The organism is Actinomyces slackii (assembly GCF_900637295.1).
Classification (GTDB): domain Bacteria; phylum Actinomycetota; class Actinomycetes; order Actinomycetales; family Actinomycetaceae; genus Actinomyces; species Actinomyces slackii.
In genome coordinates this window covers 2,620,230-2,640,076 of record NZ_LR134363.1, presented here as the reverse complement: position 1 = coordinate 2,640,076, position 19,847 = coordinate 2,620,230, and the positions used below count along the sequence as shown (strand labels likewise).

Below are 19,847 nucleotides of genomic sequence, written 5' to 3'. Positions count from 1 at the left end.
GCCGCACCGCGGCGCCGCCCCCGTACCCCCGATTCCCACTTGGACGGCCCGACATGCACTACTCCCCACTCGCCACTGGTACCGGACTTTTCATCCTGTGGCACGCGGTTCCCTCCGATTCCGTGCCCGGACTCATCGCCCGCATCCTCATCGACATCGCCGGCCTGAGCTTCGCCGTCATCCTGGCCTATTTCCTGATCGCCAACCTTGTGGGCGCCATCAGGACGGCCGTGGCGCGCAGGGGAGCGGTGGTGGGCCGTCACAGCCTGCCCGCGCGCCGCGGCCTACTCGCCTTGGCGGCGCGATGACTCCGCTCGGAGCGGTCGGCGCCGCAGGCCGGACGCAGGACCTGCTGGAGGTCCTGCCCACGGCCCTGGACCGCATCGGCTGGTGGGGAGCGCTGGCCATGATCGCGCTGTCCCTGCTCTACGCCCTGACCCTGCTCATCGCCTCCCGCTCCGAGCCCCGGCGCTCGGCCCCCGCCGTGACCCCGCCCCTGCACATCGTCATCCTCATGCCCTGCCTCAATGAGGCCGAGGTCATCGGCGCCAGCGTGGCGCGCCTGAGCGCCATCACCGACCCCAACCTGCGCATCCTGGTCATCGACGACGGCTCCGATGACGAGACCGCCCAGCAGGCGCTCATCGGCGGCGACCCCCGAGTCGAGGTCATGAGGCGCGTGGCGCCACGCGCCCGCCTGGGCAAGGGCGAGGCCCTCAACGACGCCCTGGACCTGATCCGCCGCCGCTACGCGGCCATGCCCGCCCGACAGGTGATCGTCGGGGTCATGGACGCCGACGGCCGCCTGGACCCCCACGCCATCGCCGACGCCCACCGCGCCTTCGCCTCCCAGGAGGTCGGGGCGGTCCAGATGGGCGTGCGCATCAACAACCGCTTCGGCTCCCTGCTGGCCCGCATGCAGGACATGGAGTTCGTCGTGTTCACCGAGGTCTTCCAGCGCGGCCGGCGCCGCCTGGGCAGCGTGGGCATGGGCGGCAACGCCCAGTTCGTCCGCCTGGCGGCCCTCAACGCCCTGGGCCCGCGGCCCTGGACCCGATCCCTGACCGAGGACTTCGACCTGGGCGTGCGCCTGAACACCACCCGGTGGATCAACGAGTTCTGGTCGGGCGCCTCGGTCCACCAGCAGGGCGTGACCAGCCTGAGCCGCCTGTTGCGCCAGCGCACCCGCTGGTTCCAGGGCAACCTCCAGTCGGCCGGGCTGCTGTGGCGCGTGACCAGGCAGCGCCAGGGCTGGGGCAGGGCGGACACCCTGTGGCAGATCCTCACTCCCTACATGCTCCTGGCCGGGTCCCTGCTGTCGCTGTCCTTCCTCATCACCATGATCATGGTCGTGGTGGCCGCGATCATGGGATGGCCCCAGCCGTGGGCCTGGATGGTGGTCGCCTACACCATCGCCTTCGGTCCCGGGCTCATCTACGGCTTCCTGTACTGGCGCATCGAGCGCCACGAGGGCCTCGGGCCGCTCAGGGCCCTGGCCTACGCCCACCTCTTCGTGCTCTACGGCCTGCTGCCCAGCCTCTACGGCTGGCGGGCCCTGGGCCGGGCCCTGGTCGGGCGCACCGGCTGGGCCAAGACGGCGCGCGAGGCCGAGCCCGCCACCCAGGCGCCCACGGGCCAGGCGGGCGGGCCCGGCGGACCCTCACCCCTGATGGCCGATGAGGCCCAGGAGGCCGCATGACCACTGAGCTCCCCGGCTACCCCAAGCCCCGGGGCCGCCCCAGGCCCCGGCGCATGCGCCGCATCGTCACCGTGCTCGGCGCCCTGGCCCTCGTGCTGGGACTGACCGGCCTGTGCCAGGCAGGAGGATGGATGAGCCGGGCCGACTGCGGGCAGTGGGACGTGGTCTTCGACGGGTACGGCCAGGCCACCTGCGCCGACGGCCTGCTGCGCCTGTCACCCAGGGCCGCCACCGTGGCAGACCGCACCCACGCCGGGCTGGCCACGTCGACCTCAGCCAGGATCGAGCAGAACACCACCCAGACCATCTCCACCACGATGACCACCGTCGAGCAGCTGCGCGAGAACGACAAGCCCAACACCTGGGAGGTCGCCTGGCTGCTGTGGAGCTACACGGACAACAACCACTTCTACGCCCTGGTCCTCAAGCCCAACGGATGGGAGGTCTCCAAGCAGGACACCGACTATCCCGGGTACCAGCGCTTCCTGGCCTCGGGGGACACCCCCTCATTCCCGACGGGCACGAGCTACGAGGCCTCGGTGCGGGTGGAGACCACCGGCTCACGCGCCGTCTTCACCATCACCGTCGACGGCCAGGAGCTGGCCACCGTCACCGACACCGACTCCCCCTACATGTCAGGGGCGGCGGCCGCCTACTGCGAGGACGCCGTCGTGACCTTCACCCCGATCACGCGCACCGAGGAGTAGGCGCCGCCCCGCCCGCCGCACCCGATCACAGCAAGGAGCCCGCCTCACCGACCACCACCTCTCCCCGTGCCGATCAGGCACACCGGCGACCCACCCAGGCCGCCGGCCCCACACCCTTCCCAATGAGGAGAACACATGACAGCCCCGATCCCGAGCCGGCCCCTGCGGGTCATGCTCGTCTACGGCACGCGCCCCGAGGCGATCAAACTGGCCCCCCTGGTCGAGGCGATGCGCCAGGACGAGGGATTCACCCCCATCGTCGTCGTGACCGGCCAGCACCGCGAGATGCTCGACCAGGTCCATGACTTCTTCGGCATCGCCCCCGATACGGATCTTGATATCCACGCCCCCGGCCAGAGCCTGACCCAGATCACCACCCGGTGCCTCCAGGGAGTCGGCGCCGCCCTGGAGGAGCACGCCCCCGACGCCGTGGTCGTCCAGGGAGACACGACCTCCGCCTTCGCCGCGGCGCTCGCGGCCTTCTACCACGGCGTGCCCGTCCTGCACGTCGAGGCGGGCCTGCGCACCGGGGACATCACCTCGCCCTTCCCCGAGGAGGCCAACCGCCGCCTGGTCTCCCAGATCGCCGCCCTGCACCTGTGCCCCACGCAGACCAGCCGCGACAACCTCCTGCGGGAGAGCATTGAGGAGGCCCGGGTGGTCGTCACCGGCAACACGGTGATCGACGCGCTGCTCGAGGCGGTGCGCCGCCAGGTGCCCGCGCCCGATGAGGCCCTGGCGGCCGCCCTGTCCGACCCGCATCGGCGCATGGTGCTGGTCACCGCCCACCGCCGGGAGTCCTGGGGCGAGCCGATGCGGTCCATCGGGCGGGCCGTGGCCCGTCTGGCGCGCGCCCACCCCGACGTCCTCTTCGCCCTGCCGGTCCATCGCAACCCCCGCGTCCGCCAGGACCTGCTGCCCCAGATCGAGGGCATCGACAACGTGGTGTGGACCGACCCGGTGGAGTACGGGGCCTTCTGCGCCCTGATGAACCGGGCCTCCATCGTGCTCACCGATTCGGGAGGGGTCCAGGAGGAGGCCCCCGCCCTGTCCAAGCCCGTCCTGGTCATGCGCGACAACACCGAGCGCCCCGAGGCGGTGGACTTCGGAGTGGCCGAGCTGGTCGGCCCCGATGAGGAGCGGATCGTCGAGAGGGTCTCGGCCCTCCTGACCGATCCCGCCCAGTACGCCGCCATGGCCCAGGCGGCCAACCCCTACGGGGACGGCCTGGCCTGCCGTCGCATCCTGGCGGCCACAGCGGCCCTGTTCGGACGCGGCGAGGCCATGCCCGCCTTCTCACCCCTTCCCCACGCACTCAAGGAGGCCTCATGAGCACCGCACCCCTGAGCCCCGCGCGCCCCAGGTCGGAGCGCGCCCGCGCACGCGCGCGGAGTCGAACCGCCCTGCTGGCCCTGGCCGCCTGCCTGGCCACCGCCCTGGGCGCGGCTCTGCCCGTCTCGCCCCCGGCGCAGGCCGAGCCCGAGCAGGAGCAGGCCGGCCTGGCCGGGGCGCCCGATGCGCCCCTGCCCGCCCCGCCCGAGCCTGAGGCCGCCGCCCAGGAGGTCCTGCCCCTGGAGCTCGATGAGCAGGCGCAGGTCGATCTCCAGGCCCCGGTCGCCCCCCAGCCGGCTGCGCAGCCGGCCCTGCGCGATCTGGGCGTCAACCCGCCCAAGGTGCCCAAGAGCGCGGTGAGCTTCTCCAACAAGAAGGCCGGTCCGGCCACCACCCTGGTCCTGTTCGACACCACCGGCCCCACACCGACCCTGGGGGAGTACTACGCCCTGGCCATGGGCACCCTGGCCAGCCACTCGGGGCGGGTGACCGCCATGCCGGTCAAGGACTACCAGCCGGGACTGGCGGGCCGATTCACCAATGTCATCTACACCGGCTCCACCTATGACGAGCCCCTGCCGCGCGGCTTCATCGATGACGTGCTGACCGGTGACGTCCCCGTGCTGTGGTCGGGCTTCAACATCTGGCAGCTCACCCGCACCGAGGCCGACCGCGCCGCCTTCATCCAGCGCTACGGCTGGGATGCGGCCACCTCCTACATCGACTCCGCGGACCACGTCACCCAGATCACGTACAACGGCGCCTCCCTGAAGCGCAACGAGCTCAACACCTCGGGCATCATCGCCCCGCATATCACCAACCCCGAGGCGGTCACCGTCCTGGGCCAGGCCCAGTGCTCCGGGCCCGACGGCGCGGCCAAGGCCTGCGAGCCCATCGCCCAGACCCAGGGGAACTCCTTCCCCTGGGCCATCGCCTCCTCGGGACTGACCTACATCGGCGAGGTTCCCCTGACCTACCTGGGTGAGCACGACCGCTACATCGCGGTGGCCGACATCCTCGTCGACGTCCTGCAGCCCGGTGCCGCCGAGTTCCGCCAGGCCGCGGTGCGCCTGGAGGACATCAGCCCCGACAGCGATCCCGCCGAGCTCCAGGCCATCGTGGACTACCTGTACTCCGAGCAGGTGCCCTTCCAGCTGGCGGTGGTCCCCATCTACAGCAACCCCAAGGGCGTGGACAACGGGGGCGTGGCCCAGTACCGGACCCTGCACGATGCCCCCGAGCTGGTCGCGGTCCTCAAGGACGCCCAGGCCAAGGGCGGCACCATCATCCAGCACGGCACCACCCACCAGTTCGACTCCCTGGACAACCCCTACAACGAGGTCTCCACCGACGACTTCGAGTTCATCCGCTCCTGGTGCACCCAGACCAATGACCGCAACGCCCCCCAGGTCGCCTGCGCGCAGAACTCCTGGGTGCAGATCGGCGGCGCCCTGCCGGGCACGGACAAGGACTGGGCCGAGGACCGCGTGGAGCAGGGCCGGGACATCTTCAAGGAGGTGGGCCTGGGCAAGCCCAGAATCTTCGAGACCCCCCACTACTCGGCCACCCGGGAGGCCTATGCGGGCATCGGCGAGGAGTACAAGGTGCGCTATGAGCGCGAGCTCCTCTACGCCGGCACCCTGACCAGGACCACGGCCGGGCCCCACGACTACTACGGCCAGTTCTTCCCCTACGCGGTCAACGACCCCTACGGCACCCGGGTGCTTCCCGAGAACCTGGGCAACTACGAGCCGGAGGCCGCCAACCAGCACCCGCCCCGCCTGGCCGCCGACGTCGTGGACGCCGCCCGGGCCAACCTGGTGGGGACCCACGCCACGGCGAGCTTCTTCTTCCACCCCTACTACCCGCTCTCCGAGCTCAAGGCCATCGTCACCGGCATCAAGGGCCTGGGCTACACCTTCGTGCCCGCCGGCCAGTTGAAGTGAAGGAGACAATGGGATCATGACCACTCCGTCAGATGCGCATCACGCGGGAGAGGGCGACATGAGCAGCATCCCCGGGACAACGAGGAGGACGGCGCTTACCGTCCTGGGGGCCACCACCGTGGGGGCCTCGCTGATGGGCGGCGGCCCGGTCGGCGCCGCCCAGGCGGCGGGAACCACCCACCTGCGCCTGCGCTTCAGCGACGCCAACGGCAATGCCATGGGCCTGGCAGCGGTTCGCAGCATCCAGTCCCACGGCCTGGGAGAGGTGGGGTACGACGACGCCCTCCTGGACTCCTCCACCCTGGAGGTCGTGGCCATCGCCCCCCTCTACCAGGACGAGTCGGGCGCCATCAGCCTGGATGCGCCCACCGGGCGCTCATGCACCCTGACCATGTCCTGGCCCACGAGCCACGGCTACTCCGCCCTCATGGTGGATCTGCCGGCCTCGGGGGAGGTTGAGGTGATGGAGGCCGCCGCCCGGAGTCTGCACTCGCGCCAGGAGGCCCGGGCAGCCGGGGTCTCCGACGCCGCGCTGGCCTCTGCCCGGGCCACCACGGGGGCAGAGCTCACTGCCTGCCAGAAGGCCGCCAGCGCCACCCAGCGCGGCGCGCACGCGGTGCGGGCCCTGGAGTCGGCCTCCACCGCCCAGCTCGCCCTGGACGGGGCCCTGTCCACCACGGCGCCGGGCGACTCGGTGCTGGGCGTGACCTTCACCCGTCCGCCCTCCAGCGCCGAGGCCTCAGGGCTGGCCGGCCGCCTGGGCGGGGCCGGGCGCACGGCCGTGCGCATCGTTGTGGAGGACCCGGGCGACGCCGCCGCCATGGCCCAATGGCGCGGCGCCGTGACCACCCTGCAGGCCCAGGGGATCCGCGTGGTGGGGCAGATCTGCGACTCTCGGATCATGGCCGGGCTCGACGACGCCGCCTGGGACCGGCGCGTGAGCACCCTGCTGACCGGGCTGCCCGGGCTGGAGACCTGGGAGATCGGCAATGAGCTGGGCGGCAACTGGCTGGGCGCCTCACCGCTGCCGCGCATCATCCGGGCCGCCAAGGCGGTGCGCCAGCGGACCAAGGCGACCACGCTGCTGACCCTCTACTACCAGCTGGGCCTCGACAGCGCCGAGCACTCGGTGTTCAACACGGCGCGCGCCGTGGCCGCCAGCGAGCTGGCGGGCCTGGTGGACGTGGTGGGCCTGTCGGTCTACCCGCAGTGGCATCCCCTGGGCACCGCGGCCGATCGGGTCCTGTCCGCCCTGGCGGCCACCTTCCCCAAGGCGCGCACCGCGGTGACCGAGCTGGGCTACGGAGGGCCCAGCCTCAGCGGACCGTGGTGGTTCGGCTCCAAGACCGATGTCGCCGCGGGCCGGCGCGCTGTCATCGATCACATCACCAAGGCCGCCCTGGGGCGCCCCGGAGCCTGGGGCGCGCCCTTCTGGTGGTACTACCTGGAGGATGAGGCCCCCGGCGCCGTAGGCGGCCCCGTCCAGCCCACCCTGGCCCGCCTCAAGCCCGCCTAGGCGCACCGCCTGGCCCGGCGCCGCTCAGCGCTGGGCCAGGACCAGGGGGTGGACGGCGGCGGCGCCGGCACGGCGCAGCATGGCGGCGGCCACCGTCACCGTCCACCCCGAATCGGTGAAGTCGTCGACAAGCACCACGGTGGCGCCATGGAGGGCCTGGAGTTGGTCAGCGTCCCAGTCCTCCAGGCTCAGGTCGCGAGCCACATGGGCCAGCCGGGTCGCCGAGTTGACATCATGACGGCCCGCCGGCCCGCTGACGCCCACCGCCCCCAGGGGACGGCAGCCCAGGCGGGAGGCCACCGCATGACCCAGGTGGCGCACCAGGCGGGGGCGCGAGCGCGAGTCGACGATGACCACCGCGTCGATTGCCGCATCGGCCTGTGGGTTGGCCGGTGCGTCGGTCGGCGCGTCGGCCTGGATCATCTGGGCGAGCCGGTCGATGACCTCGACAACGGCTCCGCGCAGCTCCACCGGCACCAGCCCGTCGCCGCCGCCCCGGGCCTCGGCGGGCTCAGTGGGCTTAGCGGGCTCAGCGGCATGAGTGCCCCCGTGCCCAGGTCCGACGTCGGCTGGGCCCGCACCAGGGCCGCCGTCGGCCCCTGTGCCCGAGACCGCCCCCACAGGCCCAGCACCTGGCGTCCCGGAGGACTCGCGGCCCTCATGATCAGGCCCATCCCCCGGGGCGGGGCCCGCATCCGCCCCATCCTGGACTGGGCGACCAGCGGGCTCCATCAGCCGGCGCAGCGCCACCGAGATCCCCAGGCCGTCCAGGCGCCCCACCGCCAGGCCCGCACCAGCCTGCTCCTCGGCCGCGATCCGGCCGGAGAGCTCGGGCAGGCCCAGGCGGGCCATGCCCGTGGGCCACTGCCTGCGCGCCACCAGCTCGACCCCCGCGCGCTCCAGCGCCTCGCGGGCCCGGAGCACCGCCTCCTGGTCGGGAGCATCGGGCAGGACCAGCCCTCCGCACAGATCGCATGCCCCGCAGCGCCACCCCGCCTCCAGGACCGGGTCATTGAGAATGGCCCGCACGAAGGCCATGCGGCACTCGATATCCTCACCGGCCCGGTCCCGCCCCAGCGCCTCATAGGCCAGCATGGCGCTCTCCTCATCGGCGCGGGCCCTGGCCACCCGGGCATAGCGCTCAGCGTCATAGTCCCAGGGCTCGCCCGTGGAGACCCAGCCCCCGCGCACCCTGCTCACCGCCCCGTCAACATCCAGGACCTTGAGCATCAGCTCCAGGCGGGAGCGCCGCAAGGAGGTGGAGGTCTCCAGGGCCGCCGTGGACAGCGGCGGGCCCCCGGCCTCGCGCTGGGCATCCAGAGCGCCCAGCACCTGGTGGACCTCCTCCTGGGGCGGGAAGCCCTGGGAGCCGAACCACGCCCAGATGGCCCGATCCTCCGCCCCCGGCAGCAGGATGGCCTCGGCCCGCTCCACCCCGCGCCCGGCGCGCCCCACCTGCTGGTAGTAGCTCACCGGAGAGGAGGGCGCCCCCACATGCACCACGAAGGCCAGATCGGGCTTGTCGAAGCCCATCCCCAGGGCCGAGGTCGCCACCAGCGCCCGGAGGCGATTGGCCTTGAGATCCTCCTCCAGCCGCTCGCGCTCAGCAGGCTCGGTCTGCCCCGTGTAAGTGGCCACCTCCAGCCCCGCCGCACGCAGATGCTGGGCCACCTCACCGGCTGAGGAGACCGTCAGGCAGTAGACGATGCCGCTTCCCCGCGCCGAGCGCAGATAGGCCGTCAACCACGCCAGGCGGGAGGCGGAATCGGGCAGGGACGTGACCCCCAGGTGGAGGGAGGAGCGCTCCAGGCTCCCGCGCAGCACCAGCACCCCAGCGCCACGAGGGGCCGTGGGGCCACTCCCCGCGGGCACGGAGCGCTCGGCGGCCGGGTCCACCGGCGCATCCTCGCCATCGCCTCCCCGGCGGCCCAGTTGCTCGGCCACATCCTGCGTCACGCGCGCATTGGCCGTGGCCGTGGTGGCCAGCACCGGGGTGGTCGGGCCCAGGCCCGCCAGGAGCGTGGCGATGCGCCGGTAGTCCGGGCGGAAGTCGTGCCCCCAGTCGGAGATGCAGTGCGCCTCATCGACCACCACCAGGCCGGCCCCCGCCGCCAGATGGGGCAGGACCTCCTCGCGGAAGACCGGATTGTTCAGCCGCTCGGGGGAGACCAGGAGAACATCGACCTGGCCCTGGCGCACCTCCTGCTCGATCTGCTCCCACTGGGTGGTGTTGGCCGAGTTCATCGTCACCGCATGGATGCCCGCCCGCCGAGCCGCCGCCACCTGATCGCGCATGAGGGCCAGCAGAGGCGAGATGATGACCGTGGCCCCCGCCCCCGAGTGCGAGCCGGCCGACGGCGGGGGATCACCCGGGCGCCACTGCGACCAGCCCTCGCGCATGAGGACCGTGGCCACGAAGTACACCGCCGACTTGCCCCAGCCGGTGCGCTGGACCACCAGGGCCCGGCGGCGCCCCACCACCAGCGCCTCGATGGCCCGCCACTGGTCCTCGCGCAGTCGCGCATCCTCGCGCCCCACCAGGGCGCGCAGAACGGCCTCGGCGCGCTCGCGGATCGCACCCGCCTGCGGTGACGCAGGTGCTGCAGGTGCTGCACTGGTCTGACGCTCGTTGCTGCCCTCACTCATGGTCCCACCGTAACCGCGACCACCGACAGGCCACTGACAGGCAACCGACACGCGGGGCCTGGCCCGGGCCACTGGCGGAAGGACGGGAGCGCGGGCGGGTCGGCGGCGTGGTCTACAGTGTCCGTGCCCTCACGCCCGTACCACCGACACCCTGCGCGCATCGCGCCCCGCATCCGTTCGTCTGAGAGGACACCCATGTCTGCCGCCATCCGCACCACCCACGTCGGCTCCCTGCCCCGCACCCAGGCGCTCCTGGAGGCCAATGCCGCCCACCACGCCGGAACCCTCGACGACGCCGGGCTGGCCGCCGTCGTCACCGCCGAGACCGACGCCGTGGTCGCCCGCCAGGCCGAGATCGGGCTGAGCATCGTCAACGACGGCGAGTACGGCCACGCCATGACCGAGAAGGTCGACTACGGGGCCTGGTGGTTCTACAGCTTCCAGCGCTTCTCCGGCCTGGAGGTCATCAGCCCCGAGCAGGCTGCCGCCTCGCGCAGGCCCACCCCGGCCGGCAAGCTCGAGCTGGACGCCATGACCGACCGGCGCGACTGGGTGGCCTTCGCCGAGGCCTACTGGGACCCCACCTCCGGCATCCACCTGGCCAACGGTCCCGCGCCCGTCATCCCGGCCGTCACCGGGGAACTGGCCTACACCGGCCAGGAGATCGTCGCCCGCGACATCGCCGCCCTGACCTCAGCCCTGGACAAGGCGGGCAAGCCCGTCTCCGAGGGCTTCATCGCCTCCATCTCCCCGGCCTCGGCCGCGCGCATCGGCAACTACCACTACGAGGACGATGAGGCCGCGGTGTGGGCCTGGGCCGAGGCGCTGCGCGAGGAGTACCTGGCGATCACCCAGGCGGGCCTGACCGTCCAGATCGACGCCCCCGACCTGGCCGAGTCCTGGGACCAGTTCCGCATCGAGCCCGCTCTGGAGGACTACCGGGCCTTCTCCGAGGTGCGCATCGAGGCCCTCAACCACGCCCTGCGCGGCATCGACCCCGCCCAGGTGCGCTACCACGTGTGCTGGGGATCGTGGCACGGACCCCACTCCACCGACCTGGGCTTCGCGCATATCGTGGACCTGGCGCTGTCGGTCAACGCGGCGGGCCTGACCTTCGAGGCCGCCAACGCCCGCCACGAGCACGAGTGGCGGATCTGGCAGGACACCGAGCTGCCCGAGGGCAAGTACCTCATCCCCGGCGTGGTGGGCCACGCCACCAATGTCCTGGAGCACCCCGAGCTCGTGGCCGACCGCATCGAGCGCTTCGCCCGGGCCGTGGGCCCCGAGCGGGTCGTGGCCTCCACCGACTGCGGCCTGGGCGGGCGCGTCCACTCCCAGATCGCCTGGGCCAAGCTGGAGGCCCTGACCCAGGGCGCGGCAATCGCCTCCGAGAGGCTCTAAGGAGCTCGCCTCCCTGCTCGTGACCTCGGCCGGCTCGGTGGAGTGCGCCCTGACGCGCCTGGACTACGAGGAGATCATGCTGACCTCCCGCCCGCAGTGAGCCACAGCCCTCTACCGATCCGGGCTGTTCCGGGCAGTGCGGGGCAGTCAGGCGCCGACGTCGACCCGTCGCGGCCACCACTGGCCCACCGCCGGTGGCGGGCCGGCCGGGTCCCAGAGGCCCGCAACCCCACGGTCGCACTGCGGGCAGGCGCCCTCGGGTGTGATCCGGTAGTCGGTGACTCGGTAGCCCTCACGGCCCACGAGCAGGGCCCCGCAGCCGGCGCAGCGGGTGGAGGAGCCGTCACGGGTCCGGACGTTGCCGAGGTAGACGTGGGCGATCCCGGCGTCACGGGCGATCTCCCGGGCCCGCTCCAGGGTGGAGGCCGGCGTGCGGGGCACGTCCAGCATGCGGTGGGCCGGGTGGAAGGCCGAGAAGTGCACGGGCACCTCGCTGCCGAGCTCGGCGACGATCCACGCGCACTGGGCGGCGATCTCAGCGTCGGAGTCGTTGCGCCCGGGGATGAGCAAGGTGGTGATCTCCAGCCAGGTCCCCAGGGAGCGCACCAGGACGAGGGTATCCAGGACGTCGGCCAGGCGCGCCCCCGTGGTGCGCCGGTAGAAGTCCTCGGTGAAGCCCTTGAGATCGATATTGGCGGCGTCGACCGCTGCGAAGAGCTCGCGCCCGGGGGCCGGCTCGATCCAGCCCGCGCTGACCGCCACCGCCAGCAGTCCCGCCTCATGACAGGCCTGGGCGACGTCGATGGCGTACTCGGCGAAGACCACCGGATCGTTGTAGGTCAGGGCCACACCCACGGCGCCCTCCTGCCCGGCGGCCCGGGCCAGTACGGCGGGGGAGGCGCTGGCGGCGAGCGCGTCCACGTCCCGCGAGGTGGAGATCTCCCAGTTCTGGCAGTACCTGCACGCCAGGTTGCAGCCAGCGGTCCCCAGGGACAGGATCGTCGATCCCGGCCGCACATGCGCCAGCGGCTTCTTCTCGATCGGGTCCAGGGCCAGACCCGAGGAGCGCCCGTAGGTGGTCAGGACGATCTCGTCGCCGCGCCGGGCCCGCACGAAGCAGAACCCGCGCTGGCCATCGCGCAGCGTGCACCGGCGGGGGCACAGCTCGCAGCGCAGCCGGCCGTCCGCCATGGGCCGCCACCACCGGGCCGTGCGGGGCTCGGTCCCCGCTCCGGCGGACTGCGCGCTCATGGCAGCCTCCCTCCTTCCGGATCGCCCGTGGGGACACCGGCCGCCGTCTCCTGCCAGGCAGTCACCGTGTAGGTCTCGATCGTGACCTCGGGCCCCCAGTAGTCGGCGGGCAGGCCCGCCTTGCGGCGCAGATGGGCCAGGAAGTCGGCGGGCTCGGGCAGCTGCTCCCACACCTGGGGCAGGAAGGTCGCGCGGCGGCCGCAGGCCGACAGGACGACGCCGTCGACGCCGGGGCGCAGCCGAGCCAGCAGATCCGCCTCGTCCACCACCGGCAGGGCGGCCGGGGCGGACAGGACGCAGACCTCCACGACGGTGTCGGCGAGCTCGTGCGGGGCTAGGGGCGGGAAGCGGGGGTCGCGCGTGGCGGCCGCGACGGCATTGGCCTGGATGTCCTCGCCCAGGGGGCGGTGGGCCTCAAGGCTGCCGATGCAGCCGCGCAGGGGTCCGCCCGGGGCCCGTCCCGAGGTCAGGGTCACGAAGCTCGCCCCGCTCGGTCGCAGCCAGGCGGCGCCCTCGGCGGAGTGCTCAGCGGCGTCCTCGGCGAGGGCCGGGTGGGGCAGGCCAAGGCGGCGGGCGATGGCGCCGCGGGCCAGCGGTAGGAGGACGAGACCGGCGTCGGGAGGCAGCCGCGGTACTGAGGTCGGCGCTGAGGTCATGGCGGTGCACCTCCTGGGTGATGCCCCTCCATGGTGCGCTCGCGGGCGCCGCCGCGTCCAGCACGCGACGAGACTCATCGTGGATGCCCGCGAAGGAGGTCCCGTGCCTCATGTGGAAGTGCCCGCGAAATCCGCGGACCGTGGTGGGCATGGGAAGCGAGTTGTCGATGGGGGCTAGGGCTGAGATCACCAGGAAGTACGCCACGGCGTATGCCAGGGCGTCCAAGGGCGATAAGGGGCGGATGCTCGACGAGGTGTGCGCGGTGACTGGCTGGAGCCGGGACAACGCGCGCAGGCGCCTGACCCAGGCCGCCAAGCGCCCTGGCGGGGCCAAGAAGGAGGCGCCCAGGCCCAGGGGCCGCAAGTACTCCTATGACGCCCTGAAGGTCCTGCAAAAGGTGTGGGCGGCCAGTGGCGGGCAGTGCGGCAAGTACCTGGCGGCGTCCATGCCGCTGCTGCTCGACCTGCTCCAGTCCCACGGGGAGCTGGATGACGAGCCCCGATACACGCCCCAGGTGCGGGCAGAGCTGGAGGCCATGAGTGCGGCGACCATCGACCGGTACCTGGCCCCAGTACGCGCCAAGGACCCCGTCCGGGGGATCAGCACCACCAAGGCCGGGCCGCTGCTGCGCAACTCGATCACCATCCGCAAGGCCGGTGACGAGATCGAGGCCGCCCCGGGGTTCTTCGAGGTCGACACCGTCGCCCACTGCGGCCCGGTCCTCAAGGGCGAGTTCGCCCGGACCCTGAACATGACCGACGTGCTCACCGGGTGGGTGTTCACCCGCACGATGCGCAACAACGCGGAGAAGCACATCATTGCCGCCCTGGACGCAGCCATCGACGCCGTCCCGTTCCCGCTGCTGGGCATGGACTTCGACAACGGCAGCGAGTTCATCAACCACGGGGTCGTGGCATGGGCCGGCAACCTGGGCATCTACTTCACCAGGGCCCGGCCCTACCGCAAGAACGACCAGGCGACCATCGAGTCCAAGAACAACCATCTCGTGCGCCGCTACGGCTTCTACTACCGGTACGACACCGACACCGAGCGCGCCACCCTGAACCGCCTGTGGTCCCTGGTCGACGACCGCCTCAACTTCCTGACACCCACCCGCAAGCCCGTCGGGTGGGGCACCGACAAGGCCGGGCGGCGCAAGCGCCTCTACGACGCCCCCGCCACCCCGCTGGAGCGGCTCCTGTCCACTGATGCCCTGACCGGCCAGCACAAGGATGAGCTGATCGCCTACCGCGACAGCCTCAACCCCGCCAAGATCGCCAGGCGCATCCACGACCTTCAGGCCTCCCTGATCATGCAGGCCAAGACCAAGACCGACGAGCTCTACGCCGCCCAGATCCCCAGCGCCCTGCCCGACGTCCACCACAGCATCCGCGTCAAGAAAGCCTCCCGACACCCCACCCGTTTTGCGGGCATTCCTACATGAGGCACGGAGAAGATTTCGCGGGCACCTTGACATGAGGCACCCCGGACGTCCCCATGCCGTCGCCTGCCCGACTGGGCCGGATCCGGGCGCCGGACTCATGAGCCCGGAGGGTCGTAGAAGCCGACGGCGACATAGCCCACCACCCGGTCCGGGGTGCCGGCGGTGTCCGCGGAGGTCGCCGCGCCCAGCAGGCGGGGCCTCAGGCCCCGCTCACCGGCGGCCAGCAGGAGGGCGTTCACGCCGGTGGCGCCGCAGGCCTCCTCATGGCTGATGCCGGCGCGTAGCGCCAGGATGCGTCCAATGGTCGCGTCATCGACCCGCCGGGCCTCCGCCTGGGGCAGGTAGTGGGACAGGTCGGAGCTGATGACCACCAGGGTGTCCTCGCGACCCAGGAAGGGGCGCAGAGCCTCAGCGGCGCGCTCCGGGGTGACCCGGCCCACGGCCAGGGGCACGAGGCTCGCCTCCGGCAGGACGGTGGTCAGGAAGGGGAGCTGGACCTCCAGGGAGTGCTCGGCGGCGTGGACATCGGGTCGGGTGACCACCAGTCCGCCGGCGGCCAGGGCCTCGACCTGGGGCGGGACCTCCACCGTCACGGGGCCCAGCGGGGTGTCCATGGCCCGGCAGCCGGGCAGGGCGAGGGCGCGCACTCCCACCCGGTGCGTGGGCCCCAGCATGACGACCCGGCGGACCGTCCCGCGCAGGGCCTCGGCCTGCGCCCAGGCCAGGGCGGCGGTGGGACCCGAGTAGACGTAGCCGGCGTGGGGGACGATGAGGGCCGCCGGGGCGCCGGCGGGCTCGGTGTCACCGGCGGGCCTCGCCGCCTGGAGCATGGCCTCCACATCGGCTCTCAGGCGGGAGGGCTCGGCGGGGTAGAACAGGCCCGCCACCGCTGGTGGGCGCACCTGCTGGGACTGGTATGGCGGCTGACTCATGAGGATCGCGCTCCCGGGATCGCCTGACCCCTCCAGGCTACCCGTCCGGTCCGTCCTACGGGGCAGGGTGAGCCAGGGGCGTTGGCTGCCTCGCCTGCCCCGGCTGCCCCGGCGCGCAGGACGCCCGCGGGTCGTCCCGGCACATGGGCACGTAGACTCCGGGCCGTGACCATCCTTCCCATCCGTCCCGGGCTTGAGGACGAGACCCCCTACGGCGCCCCCGAGCTGGAGGTGCCCGCGCGTCTGAACGTCAACGAGAACCCCCACCCGCCCAGCCAGGCGGTCATCGACGACATCGCCCAGGCCGTGGCCCGGGCCGCCGGCGGGCTCAACCGCTACCCGGACCGCGACTTCCCGGCCCTGCGCCAGGCCCTGGCCGACTACCTGGGCGCCGAGTCGGGCGTGCGCCTGGCCGGTGAGCAGATCTGGGCGGCCAACGGCTCCAATGAGGTCATGCTCCACGTCCTGCAGGCCTTCGGCGGGCCGGGGCGGGCCTGCCTGTCCTTCACCCCCACCTACTCCATGTACCCCGAGTACGCCCGCGACACCCTGACCGACTACGTGACCGTGGAGCGCCGCCCGGACTTCAGCATCGACCTCGAGGCCGCCGGTGAGCGCATGAGGGAGCTGCGCCCCGCCGTGGTCATCGTCACCAGCCCCAACAATCCCACCGGAACTGCCCTTCCCGCCGCCGACCTGCGGGAGATCCTCGCCGTCGCCCGGGGCAGTGGCCCGGCCGGGGCCGACGGCGCTGAGACGGACTGCGTGGTCATCGTCGACGAGGCCTATGCCGAGTTCCGCCGCCCCGGCGTGCCCAGCGCCCTGGAGCTGCTGGCCGACAACCCGCATCTGGCGGTGACCCGCACCATGTCCAAGGCCTTCGGGGCCGCCGGGCTGCGACTGGGGTACCTGGCCGCCTCCCGCGAGCTGGTCGATGTGCTGAGGATCGTGCGCCTGCCCTACCACCTGTCGGCCATCACCCAGGCGGCCGCCCTGGCCGCCCTGGCCCACCGCGAGGAGCTCATGGGGCAGGTCGCCTCCCTACGCGCCGAGCGCGATGGCCTGGTGGACTGGCTGCGCGCCCAGGGGCTGACCGCCCATGAGTCCGACGCCAACTTCGTGCTCTTCGGGCCCTTCGCCGATCGCCGTGCCGTCTTCGAGCGCCTCCTGGCCGACGGCGTCCTCATCCGGGTCGTGGGTCCCGAGGGCTTCCTGAGGGTCAGCGTCGGCACGCCGGAGGAGATGCGGGCCTTCCGCGACTCGCTCGGCGCCGTGCTGACGGCGGGCTGACACCCACGGCGGGCAACGCGGTAGTCTCACCGGGCAGAGCCATCCGCCGACCCAGGGAGCAGGCATGAGCCGCACCGCCCGCATCACGCGCGCCACGAGCGAGTCCAGCGTCGTCGTCGAGCTCGACCTCGACGGGACCGGAGCCACGCAGATCTCCACCTCCGTGCCCTTCTACGACCATATGCTCACCGCACTGGGCAAGCACTCCCTGATCGACCTGAGCGTGAGCGCCACGGGCGACACGCATATCGATGTCCACCACACCGTGGAGGACACCGCCATCTGCATCGGACAGGCCCTGGGCCAGGCCCTGGGGGACAAGCGGGGCATCCGGCGATTCGGCCAGGCCAGCGTCCCGCTGGACGAGGCGCTGGCCACAGCCGTGGTCGACATCTCCGGGCGCCCCTACCTGGTGCACGAGGGGGAGTCGGAGGCCTTCGTCCACCATCTCATCGGCGGGCACTTCACCGGATCCATGGTCCGTCACGTCCTGGAGGCCATCGCCTACCACGCCGGGATCTGCCTGCATGTGCGCGTCATCTCCGGCCGTGACCCCCACCACATCGCCGAGGCGGAGTTCAAGGCCCTGGCCCGGGCCCTGCGGGCCGCCGTCGAGCCCGATCCGCGCGTCGACGGGATCCCCTCCACGAAGGGAGCGCTGTGATGACCTCCTCACCCTCACCGGAACAGCCCGAGCGGGACGTGGACGCGGAGTTCGCCGCCCTGATGGGGGGCGTGTCCCTCCCCGACCTGGAGCCCGACCTGGAGGAGGGCACCGGGGTCGAGCCCGATGAGGTCCCGCGCAATGTCTACCGCGAGGACGGCGAGCCCACCGCTGGGCGTGACGCCGAGCAGGAGCCGCCCAAGGCGGTCAAGGTCGCCGTGGTTATCACCCCGCTGGCCAGTGCTGAGGCCCTGGCCTCCCTGTGCGCGATGAGCGACCTGGAGTGCACCGTGGTGCCCTCCTCATCGGGCGCCTTCGCCGTCAAGCAGTTCGTCTCGGCCCATGCCGAGTGGGATGTCGCCGAGCTTCTGGGCGGGGCCGACTCCGAGCCCGCTGAGGCAGCCGAGCTCGCCGGGCGCCTGTCCATGCTCTCGCGCGCCGGCGTGATCCTCATGACCGCCGACCTGGCCACCGATGTGGGCATCGAGACCGGGCTGTCGGGAACCATCACGGCGCGCCGCTATGTCAGTGGCGAGGCGGGTGAGGACGCTGCCGCGGGGCTGCTGCTGGCCAACCTGGACCAGGTCGTCGAGGACGTGCTGCTGGGGATCACGGAGGCGCACGAGGCGCCCGGCGCGGTGTCCACCAGCGAGGTCAAGCCCTCCAAGGCCATGCGCTGGCTGGGCAGGGGCCTGCGGCGCCCCCGCGGCTGAGCACCGGTCGCCCCGGCGGCTCGCCGCTGCGGCCTCAGGAGCCTCAGGAGGTGGCGACGGCGCAGGAGAACCCGCGGTTCGACGTCGTCCTCCACTCCACCTCACTGGGGCCCAGCACGGTGATCTCGGGATCGGACCCGCCACGGGCGCCGGCCGCCTCAGCGGTGCAGACGTCCTGGACATTGGGGTCGGCCGCCAGGTCGGCATCGGTGAATCCGGAGGTGGACTCCGCCAGCGTGCCCACGGCGAACACCTCCCAGTGGTGGGGCTCGGAGCAGTCCACCTCGCGGGCGCTGGAGACCCCCGAGACGGACACGATCCCCGACAGGCACGCCCCCACCTCGGCAGGCGGCGTATTGGCCGGGCCCTGTGATGGGGCAGGGGACTGCTGCGAGGAGGCGGGGGAGACGGGGGAGACGCTGCTGGCGCTGCTGGTCGCCCCGGGACTGGCCGCATGCGCCGGAGAGATCCTCGGCAGCATGATCGCAGCCGTCTCCCAGCCCCCGACGGCCCCCAGCGCCAGGCCCGCCGCCAGGCCGGCCAGGGCCGCGGGCCACCGCTTGACGCCGCGCCTGGTGCGGCGCCTGGACGAGCCCGCCGAGCGCATCCGGCTCTTGCCCGAGCCCGCGCTGGCCGCCGAGGCAGCGGGCCCCGCCTCCGCCAGGCGCAGGGAGGCCAGCGGGCCGCTGACCGTCAGCCGGCCCGCCCCGAGCTGGCCGCGCACCTGGTACAGGGCTGAGGCCAGCTCGCGGCCCGAGGCGAAGCGGTCCTCGGGCTCAGGGGCCATGGCCTGCTCCAGCAGGGGCAGCACAGCGGCAGGCACCTGGGGATCCCTCAGGTCCAGGGGATCCTCCAGGCAGCGCACGATCTCCGGCAGGCTGCGAGCCACCCCGTCCGGGCCGCGCCGGGGACCGCGGCCGGTCAGCAGGGCGAAGAGCACCGCCCCCATGGACCACACATCGCCCTGCGGGCCCGGGCGGGAGAGCATGAAGGCCTCCGGCGGGGCGAAGTCCGGGGTCAGGCACTCCAGGGTGACCGTGGGGTCCTGGCCCTCGCGCTCGACCGAGGCGATGCCGAAGTCCGACAGGCGCGGGGAGCCGTAGGCGTCCAGGAGAATGTTGGCCGGCTTGATGTCGCGGTGCATGACCCCTGCCGCATGCGCCGCCGCCAGTCCCGAGCAGGCGGCGGTCACCAGGGCCACGGCATCCGCCGGCTCAGTGGGGCCCTTGGCGACCAGGTCCGCCAGGCTCCCGCCCGAGCACAGCTCCATGATCAGGTAGGGCCGGGCGTCCGGCAGCACGCCGGTGTCGATGAGCGAGACCACGTGCGGGTGCCCGGCGATCCGGGAGGCGGCCTGGACCTCCCGCATGAAGCGCCGCTTGTTGCGCGGGTCGTCCAGGGGGCGCGAGTCGATCTTGACCGCGACCGGGCGCTCCAGTGAGCCCTGGATGCCGGCGTAGACCGTGGCGAATCCTCCCCGCCCCAGCACGCTGTGGAGCTGGACCCCGGCGATCGTGTAAGGGGTGGACAGGGTGTCGGCCAGATGGGGGCGCGAGCCGGGATCCGGCTCGGGCGCAGCCGTCTCGGGCGGGGGGAACTCGGTGGTCACCCCGGAATGATCGCCCATGGGACAAGTCCGCGCGACCTCA

The 19,847-nt window shown here is 72.5% G+C and carries 16 protein-coding genes; 11 read left to right on the top strand and 5 right to left on the bottom strand.

Features of this window, described 5'->3' with window-relative positions; genetic code table 11:
- Positions 1–53 precede the first annotated feature (53 nt).
- The 6 genes from EL266_RS10840 to EL266_RS10815 all read left to right on the top strand — a co-directional run bounded on the left by EL266_RS10840 (position 54) and on the right by EL266_RS10815 (position 7,200).
- A complete protein-coding gene (locus tag EL266_RS10840; RefSeq protein ID WP_026426662.1) occupies positions 54–308 on the top strand; it encodes a hypothetical protein in 255 nt (84 codons plus the stop codon).
- Positions 305–1,699 (top strand): glycosyltransferase family 2 protein, encoded by a 1,395-nt coding sequence (locus EL266_RS10835; protein WP_084500606.1) that lies wholly within the window; start codon positions 305–307, stop codon positions 1,697–1,699. Before EL266_RS10840 ends, EL266_RS10835 begins: the two co-directional genes overlap by 4 nt.
- Positions 1,696–2,406 (top strand): hypothetical protein, encoded by a 711-nt coding sequence (locus EL266_RS10830; protein ID WP_026426663.1) that lies wholly within the window; start codon positions 1,696–1,698, stop codon positions 2,404–2,406. The genes EL266_RS10835 and EL266_RS10830 overlap by 4 nt, the downstream gene beginning before the upstream one ends.
- A gap of 135 nt (positions 2,407–2,541) precedes the next feature.
- Positions 2,542–3,738 carry a non-hydrolyzing UDP-N-acetylglucosamine 2-epimerase gene (gene wecB, locus EL266_RS10825; RefSeq protein ID WP_026426664.1) on the top strand — a complete coding sequence of 399 codons (1,197 nt, stop codon included), beginning with the start codon at positions 2,542–2,544 and terminating at the stop codon, positions 3,736–3,738.
- Positions 3,735–5,684, top strand: a complete 1,950-nt coding sequence (locus EL266_RS10820) for a DUF2334 domain-containing protein (RefSeq protein WP_051281046.1) — start codon at positions 3,735–3,737, stop codon at positions 5,682–5,684. Before wecB ends, EL266_RS10820 begins: the two co-directional genes overlap by 4 nt.
- 16 nt (positions 5,685–5,700) lie before the next feature.
- Positions 5,701–7,200, top strand: coding sequence for a Tat pathway signal sequence (locus EL266_RS10815; protein WP_232012017.1), 1,500 nt, complete (start codon positions 5,701–5,703; stop codon positions 7,198–7,200).
- 24 nt (positions 7,201–7,224) lie between these two features.
- Here the strand turns inward: EL266_RS10815 and EL266_RS10810 are convergent, their stop codons facing one another.
- Entirely contained in the window at positions 7,225–9,846 is a 2,622-nt protein-coding gene (locus tag EL266_RS10810; RefSeq protein ID WP_026426667.1) for a DEAD/DEAH box helicase, read from the bottom strand.
- A 195-nt stretch (positions 9,847–10,041) separates the two neighbouring features.
- Between EL266_RS10810 and EL266_RS10805 the strand changes: the two genes are divergently transcribed.
- Positions 10,042–11,247, top strand: a complete 1,206-nt coding sequence (locus EL266_RS10805) for a cobalamin-independent methionine synthase II family protein (protein ID WP_026426668.1) — start codon at positions 10,042–10,044, stop codon at positions 11,245–11,247.
- 147 nt (positions 11,248–11,394) lie between these two features.
- On the opposite strand, the gene amrS is transcribed toward EL266_RS10805, so the two are convergent.
- Entirely contained in the window at positions 11,395–12,498 is a 1,104-nt protein-coding gene (gene amrS, locus EL266_RS10800) for an AmmeMemoRadiSam system radical SAM enzyme (protein WP_026426669.1), read from the bottom strand.
- Complete coding sequence (gene amrA, locus EL266_RS10795; RefSeq protein ID WP_026426670.1) at positions 12,495–13,154, bottom strand: AmmeMemoRadiSam system protein A; 660 nt, start codon at positions 13,152–13,154, stop codon at positions 12,495–12,497. Before amrA ends, amrS begins: the two co-directional genes overlap by 4 nt.
- Before the next feature lie 149 nt (positions 13,155–13,303).
- On the opposite strand from amrA, the gene EL266_RS10785 reads away from it, so the two are divergent.
- Entirely contained in the window at positions 13,304–14,599 is a 1,296-nt protein-coding gene (locus EL266_RS10785; protein ID WP_232011975.1) for an integrase catalytic domain-containing protein, read from the top strand.
- Between the two features lie 95 nt (positions 14,600–14,694).
- Here EL266_RS10785 and amrB read toward each other — a convergent pair whose 3' ends face one another.
- Positions 14,695–15,531 (bottom strand): AmmeMemoRadiSam system protein B, encoded by an 837-nt coding sequence (gene amrB / locus EL266_RS10780; RefSeq protein ID WP_026427361.1) that lies wholly within the window; start codon positions 15,529–15,531, stop codon positions 14,695–14,697.
- 165 nt (positions 15,532–15,696) lie between these two features.
- On the opposite strand from amrB, the gene EL266_RS10775 reads away from it, so the two are divergent.
- The 3 genes from EL266_RS10775 (at position 15,697) to EL266_RS10765 (ending at position 18,198) form a co-directional block, all read left to right on the top strand.
- Entirely contained in the window at positions 15,697–16,821 is a 1,125-nt protein-coding gene (locus tag EL266_RS10775) for a histidinol-phosphate transaminase (protein WP_026427360.1), read from the top strand.
- 64 nt (positions 16,822–16,885) lie between these two features.
- Complete coding sequence (gene hisB / locus EL266_RS10770; RefSeq protein ID WP_026427359.1) at positions 16,886–17,485, top strand: imidazoleglycerol-phosphate dehydratase HisB; 600 nt, start codon at positions 16,886–16,888, stop codon at positions 17,483–17,485.
- Positions 17,485–18,198, top strand: coding sequence for a hypothetical protein (locus EL266_RS10765; protein WP_026427358.1), 714 nt, complete (start codon positions 17,485–17,487; stop codon positions 18,196–18,198). Before hisB ends, EL266_RS10765 begins: the two co-directional genes overlap by 1 nt.
- Positions 18,199–18,241: 43 nt before the next feature.
- On the opposite strand, the gene EL266_RS10760 is transcribed toward EL266_RS10765, so the two are convergent.
- A complete protein-coding gene (locus tag EL266_RS10760) occupies positions 18,242–19,807 on the bottom strand; it encodes a serine/threonine-protein kinase (protein ID WP_331852922.1) in 1,566 nt (521 codons plus the stop codon).
- Between the last annotated feature and the right edge of the window lie 40 nt (positions 19,808–19,847).

What these genes read in the sequence shown, in the direction of transcription:
- EL266_RS10805 (WP_026426668.1), top strand. Translation starts at nt 10,042, where the DNA reads ATGTCTGCCGCCATCCGCACCACCCACGTCGGCTCCCTGCCCCGCACC.
- amrS (WP_026426669.1), bottom strand. Translation starts at nt 12,498, where the DNA reads ATGAGCGCGCAGTCCGCCGGAGCGGGGACCGAGCCCCGCACGGCCCGG.
- EL266_RS10830 (WP_026426663.1), top strand. Translation starts at nt 1,696, where the DNA reads ATGACCACTGAGCTCCCCGGCTACCCCAAGCCCCGGGGCCGCCCCAGG.
- EL266_RS10840 (WP_026426662.1), top strand. Translation starts at nt 54, where the DNA reads ATGCACTACTCCCCACTCGCCACTGGTACCGGACTTTTCATCCTGTGG.
- EL266_RS10835 (WP_084500606.1), top strand. Translation starts at nt 305, where the DNA reads ATGACTCCGCTCGGAGCGGTCGGCGCCGCAGGCCGGACGCAGGACCTG.
- EL266_RS10820 (WP_051281046.1), top strand. Translation starts at nt 3,735, where the DNA reads ATGAGCACCGCACCCCTGAGCCCCGCGCGCCCCAGGTCGGAGCGCGCC.
- amrB (WP_026427361.1), bottom strand. Translation starts at nt 15,531, where the DNA reads ATGAGTCAGCCGCCATACCAGTCCCAGCAGGTGCGCCCACCAGCGGTG.
- EL266_RS10785 (WP_232011975.1), top strand. Translation starts at nt 13,304, where the DNA reads ATGGGAAGCGAGTTGTCGATGGGGGCTAGGGCTGAGATCACCAGGAAG.
- EL266_RS10765 (WP_026427358.1), top strand. Translation starts at nt 17,485, where the DNA reads ATGACCTCCTCACCCTCACCGGAACAGCCCGAGCGGGACGTGGACGCG.
- wecB (WP_026426664.1), top strand. Translation starts at nt 2,542, where the DNA reads ATGACAGCCCCGATCCCGAGCCGGCCCCTGCGGGTCATGCTCGTCTAC.
- EL266_RS10815 (WP_232012017.1), top strand. Translation starts at nt 5,701, where the DNA reads ATGACCACTCCGTCAGATGCGCATCACGCGGGAGAGGGCGACATGAGC.
- EL266_RS10810 (WP_026426667.1), bottom strand. Translation starts at nt 9,846, where the DNA reads ATGAGTGAGGGCAGCAACGAGCGTCAGACCAGTGCAGCACCTGCAGCA.
- hisB (WP_026427359.1), top strand. Translation starts at nt 16,886, where the DNA reads ATGAGCCGCACCGCCCGCATCACGCGCGCCACGAGCGAGTCCAGCGTC.
- amrA (WP_026426670.1), bottom strand. Translation starts at nt 13,154, where the DNA reads ATGACCTCAGCGCCGACCTCAGTACCGCGGCTGCCTCCCGACGCCGGT.